This window comes from Mycobacterium gastri, assembly GCF_002102175.1.
Lineage (GTDB): Bacteria > Actinomycetota > Actinomycetes > Mycobacteriales > Mycobacteriaceae > Mycobacterium > Mycobacterium gastri.
In genome coordinates, this window is sequence record NZ_LQOX01000086.1 from 1 (window position 1) to 23,214 (window position 23,214).

The following is a 23,214-nucleotide window of genomic DNA, read 5'->3' on the forward strand; positions in this document are numbered from 1 at the left end:
CCTATGACCGATCAGCCGCCCCCCGGCGGGGGGTAAGACCCGCCGGGGGGCGGCTGATCGGTCATAGGAGCAACCTTCCACTCAGGGTTCGCTTGCGGCGGCCTTACAGTACCTGAGGTCGAATGCCGTAGGGCGGCTGGGCGAAAGCCGCCGGGCACGCTGTTCCGCGTGGCTATCCCCTGCCGTCGCTCAGCGTCGACCCGCCCCTTCCGACAGAAAACCCAGCAGGTCGTAGCGGGTAATCACGCCGACCGGTTTACCTTCCTCCACCACCATCAACGCGTCGTAGTCCCGCAACGCCTTTTCGGCCACGCTGACCAACTCGCCGGCCCCGATCATCTTCAGTGGCGGGCTCATATGTTGTGACACGGCATCGGCTAGCTTGGCGCGGCCCTCGAAAACGGCCGACAGCAATTCGCGTTCCGACACACTGCCGGCAACCTCACCGGCCATTACCGGCGGCTCGGCGCCGACGACCGGCATCTGCGACACCCCGTACTCGCGAAGAATCCCGATCGCGTCACGCACCGTCTCCGATGGATGGGTGTGCACCAGATCGGGCAACGCGCCGGACTTGCGGCGCAACACATCACCGACGGTGGCTTCCTCGGTCGACCCGTCGAGACGGCTCCGCAGGAACCCGTACGACGACATCCAGGCGTCATTGAAGATCTTCGACATATAGCCGCGGCCGCCGTCGGGCAGCAGGACGACAACCAGCGCGTCGGGCCCGGCGGTTTCGGCGACTTTCAACGCCGCCACCACCGCCATCCCGCACGACCCACCTACCAGCAGCGCTTCCTCCCGGGCCAGCCGCCTGGTCATGTCGAACGAGTCGGCGTCTGACACGGCGATGATCTCGTCGGGAACCGAAGGGTCGTAGGCCGCCGGCCAGAAGTCCTCGCCGACCCCCTCGACCAGATAGGGGCGACCGGTGCCGCCCGAATACACCGAGCCCTCGGGGTCGGCGCCGATGATGCGCACCCGACCTCCGGACACCTCTTTGAGATAGCGGCCCGCGCCGGTGATCGTTCCGCCGGTGCCGATGCCGGCGACGAAATGAGTGACCTTGCCGTCGGTGTCGGCCCAGATTTCCGGCCCGGTGGTTGCGTAGTGGCTGGCCGGTCCTTCGGGGTTGGCGTACTGGTCGGGTTTCCAGGCGCCGTCGATTTCTCTGACCAACCGGTCGGAGACGCTGTAGTAGCTGTCCGGGTCGCCGGGGGGCACCGCCGTCGGGCACACGACTACCTCGGCGCCGTAGGCGCGCAACACATTTCGCTTGTCCTCGCTGACCTTGTCCGGGCAGACGAACACGCACCGGTACCCGCGGCGCTGTGCCACCAACGCCAGCCCCACCCCGGTGTTGCCGGAAGTAGGTTCGACGATGGTGCCGCCCGGTCTGAGTTGGCCGCTGGCCTCTGCGGCGTCGATCATCTTCACCGCGATCCGGTCCTTGGAACTGCCGCCCGGGCTGAGATATTCGATTTTCGCCGCCACCGTTGCGGCCCCGACCGGGACGACCGAGTTCAACCGGACTAGTGGTGTGCCGCCGATGAGGTCACTGATGTGCTGCGCGATCCGCATGCGTTCATGGTCTCAGGCGGTTTGGGCCGGCATACATCCAGTTGCTAGCCGGTGGCCTCCCGGATGTACTCGCCGATCTGACGCAGCGAGCGCACCGCCTCGGACAGCAGCGGACCGGCGACCTGGAAGTCGTGCACCTGGCCGGGCCAGACGCGAAGCTCGGCGGGCACACCGGCTGCCGCCAGCTTGCGCGCGGCCAGCTGTGCGTCGTGCAACAGCACCTCGGATCCGGACACGTGAATCAGTGTTCGCGGCAGGCCTGGCCGGATGTGCTCCAGTGGCTCGTAAAGCTCCTCGGGTTTGCCGTCGACAGCGTTGTTGGCCGCTGCGCTAGCAACCAATTCGCCGAGCGCATCGAAGGCCTTCGCCGGGAACATCGCGTCGGTTTTGATGTTGGGATGCGCCTGCTTATTTTCCTTTGCCAGCTGTAGCAGTGGCGAGATCGCTACCAGAGCTGCCGGCTCCTCGTCTTCGTCCTGCAGCCGTTGCGCGAGCGCCAATGCGAGATACCCGCCCGCGGAGTCGCCGGCTAGCACTATCTGCTCCGGGTCGTAACCCAACAGCCGCAGCCAGCGGTAGCCGTCGTGACAGTCGTCGAGCGCCATCCCGATCGAGTGCTTGGGCAACAGTCGATAGTTGACAATCAGGACGGGCGAATCAGCAAACTGTGACAGCAACTCGACAAGCCGCCCATGTGAGTTTGCTCCACAAGTCAGGAACGCGCCGCCGTGCAGATACAGAACCACTCGCCGGGTGCCGTCCGCGGGCAGCACGCCGCGCGCCCGAACCAGTTGCGCTGAGGCATTCGGCAAGCTCACCGAGGCCCTGACAGTTACCGGTGCTGGAAGCAGCATCTTGGCGGCATGGTCGATCAGGCCCCACGGCCACGGCACATGCGGAACGTAGCTACCCATAGTGAGAACCGGCCGGATCGTCAGCCGCGACGCCAGCACAGCAACTCGCGCAGCAATGCTTGGACCAGACTCGACGACCTCAACCGGAGCGCCGTCGCTGATAGCAAATCTGCGTGCCTGCAGTCTACGTGCCTTGAGCACGTCCCGTGGGCGAATCGGATGTCTGGGGGAACCGGATACCCTGTTCGGTGCCGTCATGCTCAACACTTCCTACGCCGTTGTAGTCCGATACAGCATGTGACGAAAAGGTTGAGCGTCCGGTTCACCTGCTCCCCCGAAGCGGTCAGCCAACTCGTCCGACTTAGCTTGACAGCATATTCCCGAGGCAACGTTCGTAGAGTCTGATTCGATATCACAATTGATCCGCACCGTAATTCAGCTGTTTTGTCAGCCACCCGCGCAAACAGCGAAGCCGATCTAAACTGGTCTCGTGGGCATGAGCGTGCCGCGACGTTCGACTATCGCTTTGGCCACAGCAGGTGCACTCGCCTCGACGGGCACGGCCTATCTGGGCGCACGCAACTTGCTGGTCGGCCAGGCGACACATGTGCGCACCGTCATTCCCAGAGCCTGCGACATGCCGCCTCGCGCCGATGGCGTATACACCCGCGGCGGCGGGCCGGTGCAACGGTGGCGCCGCGGAACACCCTTCGACCTGCACCTGATGATGTTCGGCGACTCGACGGCGTGCGGATACGGGTGTACCAGCGCCGAGGAAGTCCCGGGTGTGCTGATCGCACGCAAACTCGCCGAGCAGACCGGCAAGCGGGTCCGGTTGAGCACCAAAGCCATCGTCGGCGCCACCTCGAAAGGCGTTAGCGGTCAAGTCGACGCGATGTTCGTGGCCGGACCGCCGCCGCACTTGGCGGTCATCATCATCGGTGCCAACGACGTCACGTCCCTCAACCGCATCGGAGAGTCCGCCGAGCGGCTGGCCTCGTCGGTGCGCAGGTTGCGTGCCCGCGGCGCGGCCGTGGTCGTCGGCACCTGTCCCGACTTCGGCGTCATCACGGCCATCCCCCAGCCGCTGCGTTCCCTGGCGCACACGCGCGCTGCGCGGCTGGCCCGCGCCCAGACCGTCGCCGTCAAAGCGGCCGGTGGGGTGCCGGTGCCGTTGGCGCACCTGCTGGCGCCCCGATTCCGGGCCGCTCCCGAAGGCATGTTCTCCGCCGACCGGTACCACCCGTCGGCGACCGCCTACGCGTTGGCAGCCGACCAACTGTTGCTCGCCCTGCGCGACGCGCTGCGGGGAAAGATCGGTTGCGCGGCGATTGATCGGCCCTCCCGAGCCGCAGCGCCAGCACGCGGTTGTGAGCCCGCCCGAGGCGGCATCGTGTCGAGACTGTGGCGGCGTCCACTGCCGGCCGTGCCCGCAGCCGTCGCCGCGCCGGCCGGCGGCTGACCTCGCCCGGGTTGCCCGGCTCCTTCTCGCCCCGCTTCGCGGGCCGCATCGTCGCCAGGCTAAATTCGGCTTCGCACACCCCAATGGAGGGAGCCCGCCATGCCGGAAGCCGTCATCGTCTCAACCGCCCGCTCGCCTATCGGCCGCGCCATGAAAGGCTCACTGGTCACCATGCGGCCCGACGACCTGGCCGTGCAGATGGTGCGTGCCGCACTGGACAAGGTCCCCGCGCTGAACCCACACCAGATCGACGACCTGATCATGGGCTGTGGTCTGCCGGGCGGCGAGTCGGGCTTCAACATCGCGCGCGTAGTCGCTGTTGCGCTCGGCTATGACTTCCTGCCGGGCACCACAGTCAACCGATACTGCTCGTCGTCGCTGCAGACCACCCGAATGGCATTCCACGCTATCAAGGCCGGGGAAGGCGACGCATTCATCTCCGCGGGTGTGGAGACGGTGTCCCGGTTCGGCAAGGGCAACTCCGACTCCTGGCCGGACACCAAGAACCCGATCTTCGACGAGGCTCAAGAACGCTCCACTGCTGCGGGCGCCGGGGCCGACGAATGGCACGACCCGCGAGCCGACGGCAAGCTGCCTGACATCTACATCGCGATGGGCCAGACCGCGGAAAACGTCGCAATCATCACCGGCATCTCTCGGCAAGACCAGGACCACTGGGGAGTACGCAGCCAGAACCGCGCCGAGGAGGCGATCAACAGCGGCTTCTTCCAGCGCGAGATCACCCCGGTCACGCTCCCGGACGGCAGCACGGTCAGCGCCGACGACGGCCCGCGGCCCGGTACCACTTACGAGAAAGTGAGCGAGCTCAAACCGGTTTTCCGGCCCAACGGCACCGTGACCGCCGGGAACGCCTGCCCACTCAACGACGGCGCCGCCGCGGTGGTGATCACCAGTGACACCAAGGCCAAGGAACTTGGCCTAACCCCCTTGGCGCGCATCGTGTCCACCGGTGTCAGCGGTTTGTCCCCGGAGATCATGGGCCTGGGCCCCATCGAGGCCTGCAAGAAGGCGCTCGAACGAGCAGGCATGTCCATCAACGACATCGACCTGGTCGAAATCAATGAAGCCTTCGCTGTGCAAGTGCTGAGCTCGGCCCGTGAACTGGGCATCGACGAGGACAAGCTGAATGTCTCGGGCGGAGCGATCGCCCTTGGTCACCCGTTCGGCATGACCGGCGCGCGCATCACCGCCACGCTGCTGAACAACCTGCAGACCTACGACAAGACATTCGGTCTGGAGACGATGTGCGTGGGCGGCGGCCAGGGCATGGCAATGGTGATCGAGCGGCTGAGCTGACACGCCGCTCCGGCCAGCCGATCGAGCCTGCGTTTGGGCCGGGTCGACTGTGCGTCCTGGGCTTTCACCGTGCGTCTGGGGCGAAGACACGCCAGGCGGCGCCGCCACCAACGCACACTCACCGCCACCAACGCACACTCACCGCCACCAACGCACACTCACCGCCACCAGCGCACACTCACCGCCACCAGCGCAGCAAAAAGCCGGCACATACGTGCCGGCTTTTTGCTGACCGAATTAATCGTTCTGCAGATAGCTGAGCAGACGCAGGATCTCGATGTAGAGCCAGACCAGCGTCACGGTCAGGGCCAGAGCAATACCCCACGCCGCTTTATCCGGCGCACCGGCCCGGATCATCTGGTCAGCCGCGTCGAAGTCGATCAGGAAGCTGAAGGCCGCGATGCCGATGCACACCAGGGAGAAAATTATCGCCAACGGTCCGCCGCTGCGCAGGCCCAGGCCCGCTCCGCCGCCGACACCGAACATCGCCAGCAGGAAGTTGCCGAGCATCAGGAACAGCACGCCGAAGAGGGCAGCGACCACCATGCGGGTGAACTTGGGCGTCACCCGAATTGCCCCGGTCTTGTAAACGATGAGCATGCCGAAGAACACGCCCAGAGTGCCCAGGACGGCCTCCCCGATGAGCAGTCCGGCATTGGCCGAGCCCACCGAGAAGTTGGCCATTACGAACGAGAAGGCTCCCAGGAACAGACCTTCGAGTCCGGCATAGGTGAGCACGATCGCCGGGTTGTCCTGTTTGCGACCAAAGGTGGCCACCAGCACCAGCGCCAACCCGCCGAGCGCGCCGATCATGGTCAGCGGCATCGCGAGGTTGAGGTTCTGGGCGACCAGGAAGTAGGAGACCACAGCGCTGGCCGTCAGCGTCGCCAGCGTCAGGCCGGTCTTGGTGACGACGTCGTCAATGGTCAGCGGGCGGGCAGCCCGGGTCTCCTGGTAGGGAGCCGGGTAAGGGTCGGACGCGTATCCCGGCTGGGCCAGGCCCGGACCGAATTGTGCGTATCCGCCCCTCTGCTTCGGCAGCGAACGAAATACCGGGTTACTTGTCTCCCGCACCGTCGGATCCTCTCTTGTGGCTCCACATATGACACGTATGACTACAGCTTCGGAAGCTTCGGACTACAGCTTCGAGTTGTGCGAACACCTGCTCAACGATCAGTGGCCCGCCCGGGTTCCCAGCGGAGCTGCTGTTTTGTCGTCCGGCTCAAGATAAACCTTAGCCCCGCGGGCACCCCGGGGCGAGTCACGATCTAGATTGCTGGTCAAACTCATGGGGCAGACTTGGGCCGGATTCCCGCGATTGGAGACTAGGGCGTGACTGAGGCCGTGACGGGCGAATCCGACGAAGTTCTGACCCGCGTCGACGGTGGCGTCGGATTTATTACGCTCAACCGCCCGAAGGCGATCAATTCGCTCAACCAAACGATGGTGGACCTGCTGAGCACGGTGCTCATTCGTTGGGAACGCGACGACGAGGTCCGTGCCGTGGTGGTTTCGGGGGCCGGCGAACGCGGATTGTGCGCGGGCGGCGACGTCGTCGCGGTTTACCACAGCGCCCGCAAGGACGGGGTCGATGCGCGGCGGTTCTGGCGCGCCGAGTATTTGATGAACGGCCAGATCGGCCGATTCTCCAAGCCGTACGTGGCACTGATGGACGGCATCGTGATGGGGGGCGGCGTGGGCGTCAGCGCCCACGGCGACGTCAGGGTGGTCACCGACACTTCCAAGGTCGCGATGCCCGAGGTCGGCATCGGGTTCATCCCCGACGTGGGTGGGGTGTACCTGCTGTCCCGGGCGCCGGGCGCGCTGGGTTTGCACGCCGCGCTGACCGGAGCGCCGTTTTCCGGAGCCGACGCCATCGCGATGGGCTTTGCCGACCACTACGTGCCGCACGCCGAACTCGATGCGTTCCGCACCGCGATCACCTCCGACGGCGTGGCCAGCGCACTTGCCCACTACACCGTCGACCCTCCACCCAGTGAGCTTGCCGCACAACGCGATTGGATCGACGAGTGCTACACCGGCGATACCGTCGCCGAGATCGTCGCCAAGCTGCGGGATCATGGTGCACAACCGGCTAAAGACGCCGCCGAGTTGATCGCCACCCGCTCCCCCGTCGCGCTGTCGGTGACGCTGGAGGCAGTACGCCGCGCCGCCACCATGGAAACGCTGGAAGACGTTCTGGTCCAAGACTATCGGGTGTCGTCGGCGACCCTGCGCTCCCACGATCTGGTGGAAGGCATCCGCGCGCAACTAATCGACAAGGACCGCAAGCCGAAATGGTCGCCGGCTTCCCTCGAAGAGATCACGAAGGCCGACGTCGCAGCGTATTTCGAGCCGGTCGATGACGACTTGAGCTTTTAGGAAGGCAATCCATGGGATACGAAACGATTCTGGTCGAGCGCGACGAGCGGGTGGGCACCATCACGCTGAACCGGCCGCAGGCGCTGAATGCGCTCAACAGCCAGGTGATGAACGAAGTCACCAGCGCGGCAATGGAATTGGACAACGATCCGGGCATCGGGGCGATCGTCATCACCGGCTCCGCCAAGGCGTTCGCCGCGGGCGCCGACATCAAGGAAATGGCCGGGTTGACGTTCGCCGACGCGTTCGATGCCGATTTCTTCGCTGCCTGGGGCAAACTCGCCGCCGTGCGTACCCCGACGATCGCCGCGGTGGCCGGATACGCGCTGGGCGGCGGCTGCGAGCTGGCCATGATGTGCGACCTGCTGATCGCCGCCGATACCGCCAAGTTCGGCCAGCCGGAGATCAAGCTCGGCGTACTGCCCGGCATGGGCGGCTCGCAGCGGTTGACCCGGGCCATCGGCAAAGCCAAGGCCATGGACCTCATCCTGACCGGACGCACCATCGACGCCGCCGAGGCCGAGCGCAGCGGGCTGGTCTCGCGGGTGGTGCCGGCCGATGACCTGCTGACCGAGGCCAAGACCGTCGCCACCACCATCTCGCAGCTGTCACGGTCGGCGACCCGGATGGCCAAAGAGGCCGTCAACCGAGCCTTCGAATCGACTCTGGCCGAAGGATTACTCTACGAACGCCGGCTCTTCCATTCCACCTTTGCCACCGACGATCAATCGGAAGGCATGGCGGCCTTCATCGAGAAGCGGCCGCCTCATTTCACCCACCGATGAGCGAATTGCATTCGGCGACAAGCACCGACACCGGCACCGAGCCGAAAGCCGCGGGCACCGAGCCTTGCGCCGCTCCGGTCGCGAAGACGCCAGCGCCGCAAGCGGTTCGCAAGGTGTGGTGGATACGCCACTACACCTTCACCGGCACCGCGCTCGGGTTGATTTTCCTGTGGTTCTCCATGACGCCGTCACTGCTGCCGCGCGGTCCGCTGTACCAGGGTTTGGTCAGCGGCATCTCGGGCGCCATCGGGTATGGCTTGGGCGTCTTCACGGTCTGGCTGGTCCGGTACATGCGCTCGCAGAATTCCAGTCCGCCACCGCCGCGCTGGGCGTGGCTGCCCCTGATCGCGGTCGGGGCAGTCGGCATGGTCCTCATGGCGATCTGGTTCCACATCTGGCAGGACGACGTCCGTGACCTGATGGGCGTCGAACACCTGGAATGGTATGACTACCCGCTGGCCGCGGCCGTATCGCTGGTCGTGCTGTTCACCCTTGTCGAAATCGGCCAATTCATCCGCTGGCTGTTCAGTTTTCTCGTGGGACAAGTCGACCGGATCGCGCCGTTCCGGGTGTCGGCGACCATCGTGGTGGTCCTGCTGGTGGCGCTGACGATCACGCTGCTCAACGGTGTCGTGCTCAAGTTCGCGATGCACTCCATGAACAGCACTTTTGCCTCGGTCAACGACGAGATGAGCTCCAATACCGCGCCGCCGAAGACGTCGCTGCGATCAGGTGGCCCGCAGTCGCTGGTGTCGTGGGACTCGCTGGGTCACCAGGGCCGCATCTTCGTCGAGGCCGGTCCCAACGTCGCCGAACTGACCAAGTTCAACGGAACCCCGGCGACCGAGCCCATCCGGGCCTACGCCGGCCTGGACTCGGCGAACGGGATTACCGAGACCGCCGAGCTGGCGGCGCGCGAATTGCAGCGCACCGGCGGTCTGCAACGCGCTGTCGTCGCCGTCGCCACCACCACCGGCACCGGCTGGATCAACGAGGCCGAAGCCGACGCGCTGGAGTACATCTACAACGGCAACACCGCGATCGTGAGCATGCAGTACTCGTACCTGCCGAGCTGGTTATCGTTCCTGGTGGACAAGGAGAACGCCCGCCATGCCGGGCAGGCTCTGTTCGAGGCGGTCGACAGGTTGATCCGGCAGATGCCGGAATTCAAGCGTCCCAAGCTGGTGGTGTTCGGTGAGAGCCTCGGATCCTTCGGCGGCGAGGCGCCGTTCATGACCCTCGACAATGTCCTCGCCCGCACCGACGGCGCCTTGTTCAGCGGCCCGACCTTCAACAACACCATTTGGAACGACCTGACCTCGACCCGCGATCCCGGTTCACCGGAGTGGCTGCCGATTTATCACCACGGCGCTAATGTGCGGTTCGTCGCGCGCCCGAGTGATCTGCAACGCCCGGGCGAACCCTGGGGGCGGCCACGCGTGGTCTATCTGCAGCACGCCTCGGATCCGATCGCGTGGTGGACGCCCAACCTGTTGTTCAAGAAACCCGACTGGCTGAGCGAACCGCGCGGCTACGACGTGCTGCCGCAGACCCGCTGGATCCCGGTGGTGACGTTCCTGCAAGTCACCGCCGACATGGCGGTAGCGGTGGAGGTGCCGCCCGGGCACGGGCACCACTACGTCGCCGACGCGGCCGACGCCTGGGCCGCAATACTGTCGCCGCCCGGCTGGACGCAGCAGACGACCGAGCGACTGCGGCCGGTGTTGCACTCCAACGCCAAGCCGCTCGGCTCGTCAGGCTAGCACCTGCCCAGAGGTTCGAGCTCGGCCAGCACGCCGGCGGCCACCAGCGCATGGTAGCCGCCGATGACGTCGGTGGCGCGGTGCAGCCCGAGGTCCAGCAGCGCAGCCGCGGCCAGGCTGGAGGTGTAGCCCTCCGAGCACAGCATCACCCACTCGACGTCGTCGCCGACGGCCTGCGGCAGCCGGGCATCGCTGGTCGGGTCGCAGCGCCATTCCAGGACGTTGCGTTCGATCACGAGCGCGCCCGGCACCTCCCCCTCAACGGCACGCTGCGCCTGCGGCCGGATGTCGACGAGCAGCGCGCCGCGCCCCAACGCCTGGGGCACCTCGCCGGCGGGCAGCCGCCGATACCGGGTGCGGGCCGCGTCCAGTATCCGATCGATGCGGCTCATCACGACTTTTCGGGTTGATCGGTCAGCTCGGTGCGGTTGCGGCGCAGCGTATTGCGTTCGGTGACTTCGTAATACGACATCGCGGTCAGCGGCGGCGAATACGCGTGCACGCTCAGCGTCGGCGGCATGGGACTCGACAGCGGCTCGGTGGCCGGCTCGGTAATGGGCGCCGTGCGCGGCGCCCACACCACGTCGTGCACCCAGCCCAGCGGGAACCCGGCCTGATCGCCCGCATCGAGCCGGCGGCGGCGCAACCGCCGCCCGTCCCACCGGTATTCGTTGAGCGACCCGGACAGCACCGTCAACGCCCCGATCGAACCGCCGTGGTCGTGCAATTCGGTGGCGTGCCCGGGAACCCAGCTGATCAGCCAGATATCCAGGTCGTCGTCGCCGTGAACGCGGGCAAACCAGCGCTCCGCCTCGGGCAGGCCGCCCCGGGGCAGCAGGTGGTCGTAGCGCCCGCTGAGCACGTCGTCGGCAACCTGGTCGGTGGCGTGCAACAGGTCGGGCACCCGCAGCCGGGTGGGCCCGGGGAACGGGAATGCAACGGCAGGTGCGGTGACAAGAGGCCTGGAACGAGGCCTGGAAAGAAGCATAGCCATGCGAGGGACTCCAGAGTGCGAAAGCGGATCGGGTTATCGGGCGGCAGGTCAGGGCCGACAACACTCGAAAAATCCGACGCACTTCATCACGGCAGCCAGTGTTGCATAAATTGGCGCCATGCGCGGATCTCGTGCTCGAGGCCCGGCGCGCGCCCTGCTGTGGGGGCCGCTGGTTGTCGCGGCGAGCGTGTCGGTCGTCACCGGCTGCTGGCATACCGGCGGCGGTAGGGCCGCGTCGTGGTCTTCGGCCAAGTCGTCGGCGCTGTCACCAACCGAGCCGAGTTCGCTGCCGCCGGGTGTTGTCGGGGTCTCGCCCACCGGGGTGACGACCCGGGTCGACGTCCCCGCCGAGTCGACCGAGGAGGAATATTTCCAGGCCTGCCATGCCGCCAAGGTGTGGATGCAGACCCAGCCCGTCACCGGCGACGGGCTGATCGAGCGCTATCTGGCGATGGTGCAGGCCTCGCAATCCGGCGTTGCCGGCAGCTGGAACATCCGCTGGGCGGAACTGACCCCGGCCCGTCAGGCGGCGGTGATCGTGGCGGCGGCCGCGGCCGCCAGCAACGAATGCGGATAGCCATCCGCCGCGCGGTTCCAGCCGGTCGCGCAATTGCGATCACGGCTGCAAGAAACTGCCGACCGGTTCCCCGGGAGCCATGACGGCCACGCAGAATGAACAGATGACCGGGCCAACAGCCGCGCGGGTGCGCGGATCCTCTCCCAGTCGCGTCGCGTTGGCGCTCGGCAGCGGCGGCGCCCGTGGTTACGCCCACATCGGGGTGATCCAGACGCTGCGGGAGCGCGGGTACGACATCGTCGGGATCGCCGGCTCCTCGATGGGGGCGCTGGTCGGCGGCCTGCACGCGGCCGGGCGACTAGAGGAGTTCACCGACTGGGCGAAGTCGTTGACGCAACGCACCATTCTGCGACTGCTGGACCCGTCCATTACCGCGGCCGGGGTGCTGCGGGCCGAGAAGATCCTGGACGCGGTGCGCGACATCCTCGGCCCGGTCACCATCGAACAATTGCCGATCCCCTACACGGCGGTGGCGACGGACCTGTTGGCGGGCAAGTCGGTGTGGTTTCAGCGCGGACCTCTCGACGAGGCCATCCGAGCGTCGATCGCGATACCCGGGGTCATCGCCCCGCACGAACTCGACGGGCGCCTGCTCGCCGACGGCGGCATCCTGGATCCGCTGCCGATTGCGCCGATCGCCGCGGTCAATGCCGATCTGACCATCGCGGTCAGCCTCAACGGCAGCGAAGCGGGGCTACCACGCGGCTCCGAACCCGGGGTCACCGCCGAATGGCTGAACCGCGTGGTCCGCAGCACCTCGGCGATTTTCGACGCCACCGCCGCCCGGGCACTGCTTGACCGGCCGACGGCGCGAGCGGTGCTGAGCCGGTTCGGAGCGGGTTCCCAAGAATCGGATTCCTGGTCCGAAGACGCGGAGCTGGACCTCGGCGAAGGCGCCGACGCTGCGGACACCGCCGACGATCAGGCGCCCGAAGTCCCCAGGATGGGCAGCTTCGAGGTGATGAACCGAACAATCGACATCGCCCAGTCCGCGCTGGCCCGCCACACTTTGGCGGCCTACCCCGCCGACCTGCTGATCGAGGTGCCCCGCGCGACCTGCCGAAGCCTGGAATTCCACCGGGCCGTCGAGGTGATCGCCACCGGCCGGGCCCTGGCCGCGCGGGCCCTGGATGCCCTCGAAGCCGACGACGAGCAGCCGGCCCCTCCTGCGATCGAAAGCTGAATCAGCCGCCCAGGAAGCGGGCGACGGCCGCCGCTTCCCGACGGCCCTGTTCTCGCCCCGCCATGGCCGAAGCTGCCCGGCAGCGCGGATCCAGCGGGTTGGGCCCGAACGCCGCCAGCGACTCCTCGTCGGCGAACACGGCGAATGCGCTGCCCGGGAATGCCACGATCTCGGCGGCCGGGCCCGGGCCGAACGGTGACGGCGCGTCCGCGCCGGACGGCACCAAGACCACCGCCACCGCACAGTCGTCGGCAACGCCGAGGTTGACCGAGCTGGCCACGCCGCCGTCCATGTACCGGCAGCCCGCGATCGTCACCGGTGGCCAGGCTCCCGGCACCGCACAGCTGGCGGCCACCGCATCGACGAGGTCGACACCCGAGTGGCGGTTAAAGGTCACCAATTCGCCTGTGGCAGTGTCGATCGCGGTGATCCGCAGATCCCGGTCCGGCCACTCGTGCACCGGCAGCCGCTCGGCGATCACGGCCCGGCGAACCGGCTCGGGAACGGTGTGGGTCTCCAGCGCCACGGCCCCGATCCGCTGCAGTGGCCCGCGCTCCCCCGGCTCCCGCAGGGCCTGCAGGAACAGCCCGGTAATGGCGTCGACGTCGACGCCGGGGTCGATCTCGGCCGATGTCTGGGCGAGCTGCAGATCGAACAGGTCTTCCAGGCGCCGACCGCTGCTGATCTGTGCCGCCACCGCCGATCCGGCCGATGTCCCCACCAGCACGTCCGAATCCAGCAATAGTCGGGTCGCCGCCGGAGACTGCTCGGCGATACCGCGGAGAACACCTGTCTCCCAAGCGATTCCGGCCAAGCCGCCGCCGGCCAGCACGAGCGCCCGTCTGCTAGCCACGGCCAGCTACTCTGCCATCACCGACGAGCCCGGATCCGCGCGCCACAGCAGCTGACCGGGGGGATCCGGCAGCACCACCTCGCGGGTCAGCTGCAGCGCGGCGTCGACGTGGACCAACTCGCCCGGGCCGAGCAACGACCACCGCTGATCCTCGTCCATCGGCTCGGTGGCGAAAACCACCGACGGCCGAGCGCACAGGTGCGGCGACCACGCCCGAATTCGGTTGCTGCGCAAGTGAAATTCCGGTCCGCATAACGACGGATCGCGCCGGTCCAGCAGATAGAGCTCATGAGAGTCCGGGTAGCGTAGCGCCCATATGTCGGTGGCGGTGCTGAGCAGTATGTTGACGGCATAGATCGGCACGTTTGCGGCCAGCCATCGCAGGGCGTCGACCAGGCCGGCAGATGGGTCTGCGGCATGGGCGCGGATTGAGGCGGTGATCAACGCGAACACCCGCTCCGAATCGGTCTGGCCCAGCACCAGGTCCGCCGCACCGAGCTCGCGGAGTCGTCCGTCGATGACGTCCAGGCCCTCGACCACTCCGTTGTGCGCGAATATTCGGCCGTCCTGCAAGAACGGGTGGGTGTTGCGGACATCGAGCGAACCGGTCGTCGCGTAGCGCACATGAGCGACGAACGTCGTGCCGGTCAGCTCACGGGCCTCGGTCGCGAACGCGGCGTCATGCCAGGCCGCCATCGGCTCCTTGTGCAACTGCGGCCGACCATGTTCGTCGAATACCCCCACGCCGGTGCCGTCGGGGTTTCTGCGGCTTTGCCGGGCCAGGCTGTCGGGGGCATCCAACAGCCAAAAAGTCGCCGTGGCAACCTCATTCCCGGCATGCAGGCCAAAGAGTCGGCACATAGCCTCGACGTTACCCGGCCCCGGGCCGGCCCCAGCCGCTCGGCAGGCGCCGGCAGAAAGGCACATCAGAAAGTCATGACGGCAGTCGTCCGGTGTGGTCAAATACGGGCTAGCGCTCGGTGGCGTCCCGGTTGCCGGCGGCATATCAGGCGGGAGGCCACCCATGCCAGCTGCTGACCTCGTGATTCGCGGTGTGGTACTGACCGTCGACGACGCCCGACCTACCGCCGAGGCCCTTGCCGTCAAAGAGGGCCGGATAGTCGCGGTGGGCAACTGGTCGGATGTCGCGGGCTGGGTCGGCTCCGATACGCCGGTCGTCGACATCGGATCGGGCTGTGTGATGCCGGGCCTGGTGGAGGCGCACGGGCACCCGCTGCTGGAGTCCATGGTGCTGTCGAACCGGATGGTCGACATCCGCCCGGTCACGGTCCGCAACGCGGACGACGTGGTCGGCGCGATTCGGCGGGAAGTGGCCACCCGGGGTGCGACAGGCGCCTACCTGTTCGGCTGGGATCCACTGCTGCAACCAGGGCTGCCGGAGCCGACCCTGCGCTGGCTCGACGACCTGGCCGCCGACACCCCGCTGGTCATCTTTCACAACTCGTGTCACAAGGCCTACTTCAACTCGACTGCCGCCAGGCAGGCCGGGATCACCCGCGATACGCCAAACCCTAAGGGCGCCAACTACGGTCGCGACGCCAACGGCGATCTCGACGGCACCGCCGAGGAAACCGCTGCGTTGTTGCCGCTGGTCGCCGGGGCGATCAACCCGGCCGACTACCCCGCCATGCTGCGCGCCGAGTGCGCCCGGCTGAATCAGGCGGGCCTGACGACGTGCTCGGAGATGGCGTTCGAGCCCACCTTTCGCCCGATGCTTGCCCAGTTGAACGACGCGGGTGAGCTGACCGTTCGGCTGCGCACCTACGAGATCTCCACCGCCGCGCTGACCACCGACATAACCCCTGACAACGGCGACGACATGGTGCGTCAGGTGGGCATCAAGATCTGGGTCGACGGCTCGCCGTGGCTGGGCAACATCGACTTGTCGGCTCCCTATCTCGACACCGGCGCCAGCCGCGCCATGGGCATCGCGCCGGGTTCCTGCGGCCACGCCAACTACAGCCGCGAACAGCTGACCGAGATCGTCGACGCCTACTTCCCGCTCGGATGGCCGATGGCCTGTCACGTCATGGGTGACGCCGGAGTCGACACCATCCTCGACGTCTACGAGGAAGCACTGCGCAAGCACCCGCGAACCGATCACCGGCTACGGCTGGAACACGTCCCGCTGATGCGCCCGGACCAGCTGCGGCGCGCCGCCGCGCTGGGTGTCACAGCCAGCCTGTTCGTCGACCAGATCCACTACTGGGGCGACATCCTGGTCGACGGTCTTTTCGGACCCGAGCGCGGGTCGCAGTGGGCGCCGGCCGGTTCCGCCGTCGCCGCCGGGATGCGGATCTCGCTGCACAATGATCCGCCGGTCACCCCCGAAGAACCGCTGCGCAACATCAGCGTCGCGGCCACCCGTACCGCGCCGAGCGGGCGGGTGCTGGCCCCCGAGGAGCGGTTGACGGTCGACCAGGCAATCCGCGCCCAGACGCTCGACGCGGCGTGGCAGTTGTTCGCCGACGACGTGATCGGCTCGCTGGCGGTCGGCAAGTACGCCGACATGGTCGTGCTGTCGCAAGACCCGCGGACGGTCGCCCCCGAGGAGATCGCTGATCTCGAGGTGCGGGCGACGTTTCTCGCCGGCCGGCAGGTGTACGGCCCGACACTGGGCTGAGGCCGCTCCGGCGCACTAGCCGCGCTGGTCAGCCCACCAGTTGCTCGGCGAGTTTCTCGAGCACGATGCGGGCGTAGCCCTTCCACATCCTGCCGAACAGCGGCAGCAGCGGTGCGGTCACGCCCGATTTGGGGTGCAGGGTCCACTGCCAGGCGACCCTGGTTCCCGTCCCCGCCGCCGCGAAGCTCCACTTGCCTTCCACCAGGCTGACCAGCGGCGCCAACGGGCCTTTGATGTCGGTGAGCGTGTAGCTGAACGATCGTGGCGGGTCGACGTTGGTCAGCGTCTCGCGCACCAGCCCGCCGCCGACCATCGCGATGACCCGAGTTTGGCCCGCCGCATCCCAATCGCCGGTTTGGTTCCGGACCTCCTTGATTGGCGGGATCACCCCGTACCACTGCGAACAAATCACCGGCAGCGCTATCGGCAGCGTGCGACTGAAGGCGTCCTCGACAGTGACGGGTATTGCCCGCGATTGCTCGACTACGACAGAGCGTGTCAGTTGTCCATCCCCTTTGTCCCGAGGCCGATTTGCGGATAACTCTAACCGCGATATCGGACAGGTCGCGGCCCGGCGGTCACCGCGACAGATCCGGCGCCGCCCGGCCGGTGATCAACGGCAGATCGAAGAAACTTTGGATGCCCGCCGGGGCGGCGCAGGTCGCGGGGATCGCGTTGACGCAGTGCGCCGCCGTGGCGACGATGCCCGGGTTGCTCTGCAGCCCGGCCGCCACGCTGTCCGGCTGCCACCCCTTGACGGTGACGAAGGTGTCGGGATTACCGCGCACCTCGATCTCGTAGCGCTCCCCCGCCGGTCCGAAAGACCATGGCGGATCAAGGTTTTCGGACCCCATCAACCAGTTGACGGTGATCTCGACCACCGCTTTGTCCCCGACGAGCGCTTCCCAGTGAAACCGGCGCCCGGCAACCTGTCCCGGCTCGATGATCCCGATCGGCGAGTCGATCGGCGCGGTCGCAACGGCGACTTCCTGCAAGGCGCGGATCTGGGGATCGGCGGCGAAGCCCAGCCGGTCGACACACAGCCGGACCGACTGGATGAAGCCGCCGTCGAGCAGTTTCTGCATCGGCCCGGTCAGCGCACTGTCCGGCGTCCCGCCGAAACCCATCACATAGCGCAGCACATCCGGTGCCCCATAGCTCCGCAGATCCGAAAACTCTTCGGAGCGAACAAAAGTCACGCCGGTGGACATCACCGACAGCAGCAACGGAAACAGTTCGGTGGCCGCTCCGGGCCCGATACCGGCGCCATGCAGGGTGGCATTGCCGGCCTGCGCGGCGACCTCGAGTGGTGCGGCTTCCTTCTCGCTCGGGTAGAACCACCCGACCGGAGTGACGACGTTCTTGCCCGAGCGCAGCAATGCCGCGACCTCGTCGACGCTGGGCAGCAACGGCGCGTAGATCACCGCGTCGGCGTCGAGGGCCAGGATGTCGTCGACGCTGTTGGTGGCGATCACTCCCAGCGGTTCGGTGCCGATGATCTCACCGACGTCCTTGCCGTTCTTGGCCTCGGAATGCACCCAGCAGCCGGCCAATTCGAGTTCTGGATGCTCGAGCACACCCTTGATCGCGGCGACCCCTACCGACCCGGTTGCCCATTGAACGACCCGCAGACTCATGTCCTTAAACTCACCTTCCTCGCGAGCAGACACACAATCGCACGTTTTGCCGCGTGGCTATGCGAGTCTATGACTGCTCGCGCACAGTGGATGCCCCCCGGTGGGCTCAGTTGTGCACCTCGACAACGTCGTAGACACCGTCGCCGTAGCGGGAGCGGATGGTCTTCTTGTCGTATTTGCCCACGCTGGTACGGGGAATCTCGTCGGCGAAAGCCCATCGCTCGGGCAACCACCACCGAACGACCTTGTCCGCCAAGAACTTCCGCAGATCCCCGGCACTCACCTCGACCCCTTCGCGGGTAACGACAACCGCCAGCGGCCGCTCCTGCCAGCGCTCGTCGGGAACCCCTACCACCGCGGCCTCGACCACGTCGGGATGGCCGATCAGACAGTTCTCCAACTCAACCGAGGAGATCCACTCTCCGCCGGACTTGATGACGTCCTTGGCGCGGTCGGTGAGCGTGATGAAGCCCTGCTCGTCGATGCGGCCGACGTCGCCGGTGCGCAACCACCCGGAGTCGAACTTCGACTCGTCATATCCCAGGTAGTAGGAGCCGGTGATCCACGGCCCGCGGACTTCCACCTCGCCCACGGCTTTGCCGTCGTTGGGCAGCACCCGGCCGTTGTCGTCGACGATCCTGGCTTCCACCCCGCACACTGGCTGGCCCTGCGTCGACCGAATGGTCCAGTATCGCTCCGGCGGGGTTCCCGGCGGCGGCCACGCCATGGTGGCCATCGGCGAGGTCTCCGTCATGCCCCACAGCTGGCGGATCTGGACGCCGTGCTTTTCTTCGAACGTGCGCATCAGCGATTCCGGGACCGCCGAGCCGCCGCAGGCCACCAGCCGCAGCGACGACACGTCGTGGCCGGGGTCCCTGTCCAGGTGATGCATGACGTCGTTCCAGATGGTCGGCACCGCGCCGGCCAGGGTGGGCCGCAGGTTCTCGATCATGTGGATGAGCGATCGCGCGTCCAGATGCCGGTCGGGTAGCACCAGGTCGGCGCCGGCCATCAACGCCGCATACGGCAGTCCCCAGGCGTTGGCGTGAAACATCGGCACGATCGGCAGTACCCGATCGCTGGAGCCGACCCCGATGCCGTTGGTGGTACATGTCGCCATGGAGTGCAGAAAACTCGAACGATGGCTGTACACAACACCTTTGGGATTGCCGGTGGTGCCGCTGGTGTAGCACATCGCCGCCGCGGAGTACTCGTCGAGCCGCGGCCAGTCGAATTCGGCCGACTCGCCGTCGATCAGCTCGGCGTAGCGCAGCACCGTCTTACCCGATTCCTGCAGCGGCGCGGTGTCGCCCGCTCCGACGGCGATCACGGTGTGCACGGTGTCGAGTTTGGACAGCACCGGGGCCAGCAGTTTGGCCAGCGACAGGTCGACCAGGACGACCTGGTCTTCGGCCTCGTTGGCCACATAGATGATCTGCTCGGCGAATAGCCGGATGTTCAGCGTGTGCAGCACCGCGCCCATCGACGGCACGGCCAGGTAGGCCACCAGATGTTCGGTGTTGTTCCACATGAAAGTGGCCACCCGCTGGTCCCCGGTGATCCCGAGGCGGCGCAGTCCGTTTGCCAGCTGGGCTGCGCGTAGCCCGACTTCGCGGTAGCTGATGTGCCGGTACCCGTCATCGGTGGCCGTGACGACCTCTCGCAAACCATGGACACCGCAGCCGTGCCGCATGATCGCGGTGATGGTCAGCGGGAATTCCTGCATCGTGCTGTACATCGACGTACCGCCTTACGGGTCTCGGCGCAGCACCGCCTCATGTCTGGTCGGGCGAATGCTATCGCCGCGGGCAAGTCATGAGAAACGGGTTCCCCCGAGAACCGCGTTCAATGCAGGCCGAAGTGGGCCCGGGCAGGACCGTCAGGCCAGCGCCGCCTCGTACTGCAGCAGCTCGGGCATGATCCACTCGGTCGACGCGCCGCACTCAACAGCGTCGTCGACGCCCGGGACGGTCGCGGCGACCGGCACCATAGTGACCGTGCCGGTGTAATCGGCGATGTACAGGTGGCCGCCGTCGCGGCTCTCGATCACGCAGGACGGTTGGTCGGCCCGGACGGTGCCGACGATGTCCTGGGTGAGCGTGTCCAGCACCGTGACCCGGTCCTCGCTCACCAGGTAGGCCCGATCACCGTCACCGCTCAGGGTCAGGCGGGTGACCAAACCACCGATCTGGTCGATCTTGCGGGTGGCGGTGACCTTGCGGGCGCGGCTGTCGACGACGTCGACGACGGCGCCGAAGTCGGCGCCGCAACTGGCGACGTAGACGGTGGCGCCGTCGGGGCTCACCGCGACATCGCGGACCGCCGAGCCGATGTCGACGGTGCCGACGATGCGCAGCTGCGGCTTACCGTCCTGGCCCCCGTGGGGGTTTTTGGGGTTCTTGCGGCGCCAGCGGGAGCGGCCGGTGGCGCCGCGATCCGCGTCGCGCTCTGGGCGGGTCGCGACGGCGACCAGCTGGCCGCCGGACGGACCGTTGACGCCGATGTAGAGCCTGCTCCCGTCGGCGCTGATGCGCACGCACTGGGCGGTGGTGCCCGGGACGGTCGCGACGTCAATGGCCTCGACGCGGCCCGTAGCGGTGTCCAGGACGGCGACGTCGGCACCGCGGGCGCCGTTCCGGCTGGCGTAGACGTAGTTGCCGCCGGGGTCGACGGTGAGGTCGGTGACGCTGAGCGTCAGCGGATGGGTGGCGGCAAGGGTGTTGGTGGACGCGTCGATGACGCCGATCGAGTCGTAGGCCGGCGACACGATGCTGACGTATGCCCGCTCGGCCGGCGCGCTGCCGGTGGCTACAGTGAACGGCTCGTTGACGCCGGCGATGGTCTCCACCACCCGGCAGCTGTCGGTGTCTATTACCGACACGCTGTTGTCGCGGTAATTGGTCACCAGCAGCCGGCTGCCGTCGGCGCTCATCGCCATGCCAGCGATGGGGCCGTTGTTCACGCGGATCTCGACCGCGGCCGGCAAATCGGGTGTGACGCCGGACCCGAAAAGCTGGACCTGTGCGCCTTCCCGCTCATCCCAGCCGGTGTTTTGGCCGTTCACATCGCTCACGTTGGCACCGCCTTTGCTGTGTTGCGCGGGCTTCAGACGTCGCGACTGCGCTGTGCGACCTGACCGCCCGGGACCACCCGGATTTCAGCACCAAAAGCACTGATTGACCGCGTTCGCAAGAGTCTAGCCGTTGAATTATCGACGAAAAGATTTCGATTTCAGCATTGTTACCCAGGTCACTCCGCGGCCTCAGGCTAAACTCAGGCTGCAATAATAGGGCATTTGGTAGAGCACCTCAGAGCAAACGCATCTGGCCGCTACGACAGCTAATTCAGTCTGATGGCTAACTTGTTGCCGAGCAATTACGCAGTCGTTAGATAAGAAATTCTTATATTGCGCGACCAAAAGAGGCGAATATCACAATGCGCTAAGCCGGGTTTCCCGGGGCCCGCGTCAGCCGAATTGGGTGCGTGGGCGTGGTACCGCGACACCGTCGACAATGATGTCGAGCTTTTCGTTGTAAAACGCCACCAAGCCGGCGATAGCGCCGACGGCCGGCAACGGGTAGTGATAGGTCCACGCCAGGTCAGGGTGCACCGTGTCGCCGACCCGCACCGACCAGTAGCCCGATGTCGTCCCCTTGTACGGGCACAGGGTCCGCGTCGAGCTGGGTTCCAGGTGTTCGAAGGCGACGTCAGTGGGGTCGATGTAGTAACGGGTCGGCAAACCGGTTTCGAACAGCAGCACCGGCGCGCGGGTATCGGCGAGCACGACGCCGTCCACCTCGACCCGGACGTGGCGGTGCGAGCGCAGCGCGTCCACCCGGGTGTACGGATTGCGCGGGTGGCCATAGATTTGCTCGTCCTCTTCGAACCACCGCAGCGGGTCCCAGTCGAAGCGCACCGTGCCCGCGAGCGGACCGTCGGCGTCGGCGTTGAACACCCGCGCGGCCGACGGGTGGGTCCGGTGTGCGCCGACCAGCGAATACAACCGCGACGGACCGAACTGAACCTGTTGCGGGTGGTCCTCGTCGCGCAGGAATTCCCTGCGGACATCGGCGATCGGTATGTAATACGTTGGGTAGTAAGGCAATTCCCACACATAGCGTGCCGCGGTGGTGTCGAAGACCAGTTCGCCGTCAAGAAAGCCGCGGATCCGGCGCGGCGCCGGCTCGATGCGTCCGCGCGCGGCCGCCATTTGCGGGTAGTCGCGGTCTGTGCTCATGAGTCGCCTACTGGTTCCTGGATGCCAGGCCGGCCGGCGCGTGGGCGATCGCTTTGCGGATTGCGTCGGCCAACGCCAGCGCGCTTTCCTCGGTGAGTTCGAGCGCGACCCGAGCGGACGGGCCGAGCTCCGGGTTGATCACATCGATGTTCACCGTGTGGCCGTAGCGGGCATGGACCGGATGATCGGTGCGCAGCGAAGAACTCGTCGATGCGGCGCCAACCGTCCAGCGCCGCCTCCGCGCGGTATGCCGGCCGGTCGACGGAAAAGAACGCATGACCCGCGCCCTCGTAGGAGGTGAACCAGTGCGGCTTGCCCAGCCCGGTCAGCTCGGCATCCAGTGCGGCCACCCCAGCGGGCGCCGGGAACCGGTCCTCGACCCCGAACAACCCCAGCAGCGGGCAGCTCAGGTTCGCCGCCAGACTCAGGATGGGATTCATGGTCTTGGGCATCCCCTCCGGGGGGTCCTCGACGATGAACGCGCCGTAGCAGTCCACCGCGGCGTCGAACGGCAGCGAGCATGCCGCCAGGTAGGCGTGCCGCCCGCCCGAGCAGTGCCCGATGACGCCGAATCTGGCGTTTGCTCCGGGCAGCGAGCGCAGGTGTTCCACCGCGCCGGCGACGTCGCCGACCAGGCGTTCGTCGGGGACACCACCGGCTGCCCGGGCCGCGGCGGCGGCATCGTCGGGTTCGGCGCCCGGGGCCTCGCGGGAATACAGGTTGGGCGCCACGGTGTGGTAACCGTTGACCGCGAGCCGGCGGACGAACTCCTTGGTCTCGCGGTCGTAGCCAGGCATGTGGTGGATCCAGACGATGCCGCCCCGTGACCCCTCGGCGAGCGGCATGGCCCGGTAGGCCTCGATCTCGTCGCCGCGGTGCCCGGTGATCGTGATCGTCTCCGCGCGAATCGCATCCGGACTGACAGCGTTCATCGCGACACTC

Annotated in this window: 21 protein-coding genes; 8 read left to right on the top strand and 13 right to left on the bottom strand. The window is 66.9% G+C overall.

Annotation, left to right across the window (positions count from 1 at the left end):
- Positions 1-189: 189 nt before the first annotated feature.
- Together AWC07_RS08620 and AWC07_RS08625 are read right to left on the bottom strand one after the other, a co-directional pair.
- Complete coding sequence (locus AWC07_RS08620) at positions 190-1,584, bottom strand: cystathionine beta-synthase (protein WP_036416284.1); 1,395 nt, start codon at positions 1,582-1,584, stop codon at positions 190-192.
- A gap of 44 nt (positions 1,585-1,628) precedes the next feature.
- Positions 1,629-2,696, bottom strand: a complete 1,068-nt coding sequence (locus AWC07_RS08625; RefSeq protein WP_085105029.1) for an alpha/beta hydrolase — start codon at positions 2,694-2,696, stop codon at positions 1,629-1,631.
- 244 nt (positions 2,697-2,940) lie between these two features.
- Here AWC07_RS08625 and AWC07_RS08630 point away from each other — a divergent pair, with 244 nt between their 5' ends.
- Together AWC07_RS08630 and AWC07_RS08635 are read left to right on the top strand one after the other, a co-directional pair.
- Positions 2,941-3,900: an SGNH/GDSL hydrolase family protein gene (locus AWC07_RS08630; RefSeq protein WP_139829607.1), complete on the top strand. Its 960-nt coding sequence runs from the start codon at positions 2,941-2,943 to the stop codon at positions 3,898-3,900.
- A gap of 99 nt (positions 3,901-3,999) precedes the next feature.
- On the top strand, positions 4,000-5,217 hold the full coding sequence (locus AWC07_RS08635) for an acetyl-CoA C-acetyltransferase (RefSeq protein ID WP_036412259.1): 1,218 nt from the start codon (positions 4,000-4,002) through the stop codon (positions 5,215-5,217).
- A 237-nt stretch (positions 5,218-5,454) separates the two neighbouring features.
- Here the strand turns inward: AWC07_RS08635 and AWC07_RS08640 are convergent, their stop codons facing one another.
- Positions 5,455-6,291, bottom strand: coding sequence for a Bax inhibitor-1/YccA family protein (locus AWC07_RS08640; protein WP_036412261.1), 837 nt, complete (start codon positions 6,289-6,291; stop codon positions 5,455-5,457).
- Positions 6,292-6,561: 270 nt separating this feature from the next.
- Between AWC07_RS08640 and AWC07_RS08645 the strand changes: the two genes are divergently transcribed.
- The 3 genes from AWC07_RS08645 to AWC07_RS08655 are packed head-to-tail and all read left to right on the top strand — an operon-like array spanning position 6,562 to position 10,147.
- The gene (locus AWC07_RS08645) at positions 6,562-7,599 is read left to right on the top strand and encodes an enoyl-CoA hydratase/isomerase family protein (RefSeq protein WP_036412266.1); all 1,038 of its coding nucleotides are present in this window, start codon (positions 6,562-6,564) and stop codon (positions 7,597-7,599) included.
- 11 nt (positions 7,600-7,610) lie between these two features.
- Entirely contained in the window at positions 7,611-8,384 is a 774-nt protein-coding gene (locus AWC07_RS08650) for an enoyl-CoA hydratase (RefSeq protein WP_085105030.1), read from the top strand.
- Positions 8,381-10,147, top strand: a complete 1,767-nt coding sequence (locus AWC07_RS08655; RefSeq protein ID WP_036410885.1) for an alpha/beta hydrolase — start codon at positions 8,381-8,383, stop codon at positions 10,145-10,147. Before AWC07_RS08650 ends, AWC07_RS08655 begins: the two co-directional genes overlap by 4 nt.
- Here AWC07_RS08655 and AWC07_RS08660 read toward each other — a convergent pair.
- Positions 10,144-10,539, bottom strand: coding sequence for a rhodanese-like domain-containing protein (locus AWC07_RS08660; RefSeq protein WP_036410883.1), 396 nt, complete (start codon positions 10,537-10,539; stop codon positions 10,144-10,146). The genes AWC07_RS08655 and AWC07_RS08660 overlap by 4 nt on opposite strands.
- Positions 10,539-11,135 (bottom strand): cysteine dioxygenase, encoded by a 597-nt coding sequence (locus AWC07_RS08665; RefSeq protein ID WP_084293390.1) that lies wholly within the window; start codon positions 11,133-11,135, stop codon positions 10,539-10,541. Before AWC07_RS08665 ends, AWC07_RS08660 begins: the two co-directional genes overlap by 1 nt.
- 124 nt (positions 11,136-11,259) lie before the next feature.
- Between AWC07_RS08665 and AWC07_RS08670 the strand changes: the two genes are divergently transcribed.
- Together AWC07_RS08670 and AWC07_RS08675 are read left to right on the top strand one after the other, a co-directional pair.
- Positions 11,260-11,718 carry a lipoprotein LpqV gene (locus tag AWC07_RS08670; RefSeq protein ID WP_036410880.1) on the top strand — a complete coding sequence of 153 codons (459 nt, stop codon included), beginning with the start codon at positions 11,260-11,262 and terminating at the stop codon, positions 11,716-11,718.
- A 103-nt stretch (positions 11,719-11,821) separates the two neighbouring features.
- Positions 11,822-12,901 (top strand): patatin family protein, encoded by a 1,080-nt coding sequence (locus tag AWC07_RS08675; protein ID WP_036410890.1) that lies wholly within the window; start codon positions 11,822-11,824, stop codon positions 12,899-12,901.
- Between the two features lies 1 nt (position 12,902).
- On the opposite strand, the gene AWC07_RS26740 is transcribed toward AWC07_RS08675, so the two are convergent.
- Both AWC07_RS26740 and AWC07_RS26745 read right to left on the bottom strand, forming a co-directional pair.
- Positions 12,903-13,754 (bottom strand): patatin-like phospholipase family protein, encoded by an 852-nt coding sequence (locus AWC07_RS26740; protein WP_036410878.1) that lies wholly within the window; start codon positions 13,752-13,754, stop codon positions 12,903-12,905.
- Positions 13,755-13,760: 6 nt separating this feature from the next.
- Positions 13,761-14,615: a class II glutamine amidotransferase gene (locus tag AWC07_RS26745; protein ID WP_139829605.1), complete on the bottom strand. Its 855-nt coding sequence runs from the start codon at positions 14,613-14,615 to the stop codon at positions 13,761-13,763.
- Between the two features lie 163 nt (positions 14,616-14,778).
- Here AWC07_RS26745 and AWC07_RS08685 point away from each other — a divergent pair, with 163 nt between their 5' ends.
- Positions 14,779-16,398: an amidohydrolase gene (locus AWC07_RS08685; protein WP_085105031.1), complete on the top strand. Its 1,620-nt coding sequence runs from the start codon at positions 14,779-14,781 to the stop codon at positions 16,396-16,398.
- 28 nt (positions 16,399-16,426) lie between these two features.
- On the opposite strand, the gene AWC07_RS08690 is transcribed toward AWC07_RS08685, so the two are convergent.
- The 6 genes from AWC07_RS08690 to AWC07_RS08715 form a co-directional block, all read right to left on the bottom strand.
- Positions 16,427-16,900 carry an SRPBCC family protein gene (locus AWC07_RS08690; RefSeq protein ID WP_036415227.1) on the bottom strand — a complete coding sequence of 158 codons (474 nt, stop codon included), beginning with the start codon at positions 16,898-16,900 and terminating at the stop codon, positions 16,427-16,429.
- Between the two features lie 76 nt (positions 16,901-16,976).
- Positions 16,977-18,035, bottom strand: a complete 1,059-nt coding sequence (locus AWC07_RS08695) for an NAD(P)H-dependent amine dehydrogenase family protein (RefSeq protein WP_036415224.1) — start codon at positions 18,033-18,035, stop codon at positions 16,977-16,979.
- A 106-nt stretch (positions 18,036-18,141) separates the two neighbouring features.
- Complete coding sequence (locus AWC07_RS08700) at positions 18,142-19,773, bottom strand: long-chain fatty acid--CoA ligase (RefSeq protein WP_036415221.1); 1,632 nt, start codon at positions 19,771-19,773, stop codon at positions 18,142-18,144.
- Between the two features lie 141 nt (positions 19,774-19,914).
- Positions 19,915-21,108 (bottom strand): YncE family protein, encoded by a 1,194-nt coding sequence (locus AWC07_RS08705; protein WP_036415219.1) that lies wholly within the window; start codon positions 21,106-21,108, stop codon positions 19,915-19,917.
- 393 nt (positions 21,109-21,501) lie between these two features.
- A complete protein-coding gene (locus AWC07_RS08710) occupies positions 21,502-22,272 on the bottom strand; it encodes a DUF427 domain-containing protein (protein WP_036415216.1) in 771 nt (256 codons plus the stop codon).
- Positions 22,269-23,204 (bottom strand): dienelactone hydrolase family protein, encoded by a 936-nt coding sequence (locus tag AWC07_RS08715; RefSeq protein WP_084293594.1) that lies wholly within the window; start codon positions 23,202-23,204, stop codon positions 22,269-22,271. Before AWC07_RS08715 ends, AWC07_RS08710 begins: the two co-directional genes overlap by 4 nt.
- Positions 23,205-23,214 lie beyond the last annotated feature (10 nt).

Coding starts and splice junctions, on each gene's coding strand:
- AWC07_RS08625 (WP_085105029.1), bottom strand. CDS start 2,696: ATGACGGCACCGAACAGGGTATCCGGTTCCCCCAGACATCCGATTCGC.
- AWC07_RS08635 (WP_036412259.1), top strand. CDS start 4,000: ATGCCGGAAGCCGTCATCGTCTCAACCGCCCGCTCGCCTATCGGCCGC.
- AWC07_RS08685 (WP_085105031.1), top strand. CDS start 14,779: ATGCCAGCTGCTGACCTCGTGATTCGCGGTGTGGTACTGACCGTCGAC.
- AWC07_RS08660 (WP_036410883.1), bottom strand. CDS start 10,539: ATGAGCCGCATCGATCGGATACTGGACGCGGCCCGCACCCGGTATCGG.
- AWC07_RS08710 (WP_036415216.1), bottom strand. CDS start 22,272: ATGAGCACAGACCGCGACTACCCGCAAATGGCGGCCGCGCGCGGACGC.
- AWC07_RS08700 (WP_036415221.1), bottom strand. CDS start 19,773: ATGTACAGCACGATGCAGGAATTCCCGCTGACCATCACCGCGATCATG.
- AWC07_RS08650 (WP_085105030.1), top strand. CDS start 7,611: ATGGGATACGAAACGATTCTGGTCGAGCGCGACGAGCGGGTGGGCACC.
- AWC07_RS08665 (WP_084293390.1), bottom strand. CDS start 11,135: ATGCTTCTTTCCAGGCCTCGTTCCAGGCCTCTTGTCACCGCACCTGCC.
- AWC07_RS08675 (WP_036410890.1), top strand. CDS start 11,822: ATGACCGGGCCAACAGCCGCGCGGGTGCGCGGATCCTCTCCCAGTCGC.
- AWC07_RS08715 (WP_084293594.1), bottom strand. CDS start 23,204: ATGAACGCTGTCAGTCCGGATGCGATTCGCGCGGAGACGATCACGATC.
- AWC07_RS08620 (WP_036416284.1), bottom strand. CDS start 1,584: ATGCGGATCGCGCAGCACATCAGTGACCTCATCGGCGGCACACCACTA.
- AWC07_RS08670 (WP_036410880.1), top strand. CDS start 11,260: ATGCGCGGATCTCGTGCTCGAGGCCCGGCGCGCGCCCTGCTGTGGGGG.
- AWC07_RS08695 (WP_036415224.1), bottom strand. CDS start 18,035: ATGAGTCTGCGGGTCGTTCAATGGGCAACCGGGTCGGTAGGGGTCGCC.
- AWC07_RS26745 (WP_139829605.1), bottom strand. CDS start 14,615: ATGTGCCGACTCTTTGGCCTGCATGCCGGGAATGAGGTTGCCACGGCG.
- AWC07_RS08655 (WP_036410885.1), top strand. CDS start 8,381: ATGAGCGAATTGCATTCGGCGACAAGCACCGACACCGGCACCGAGCCG.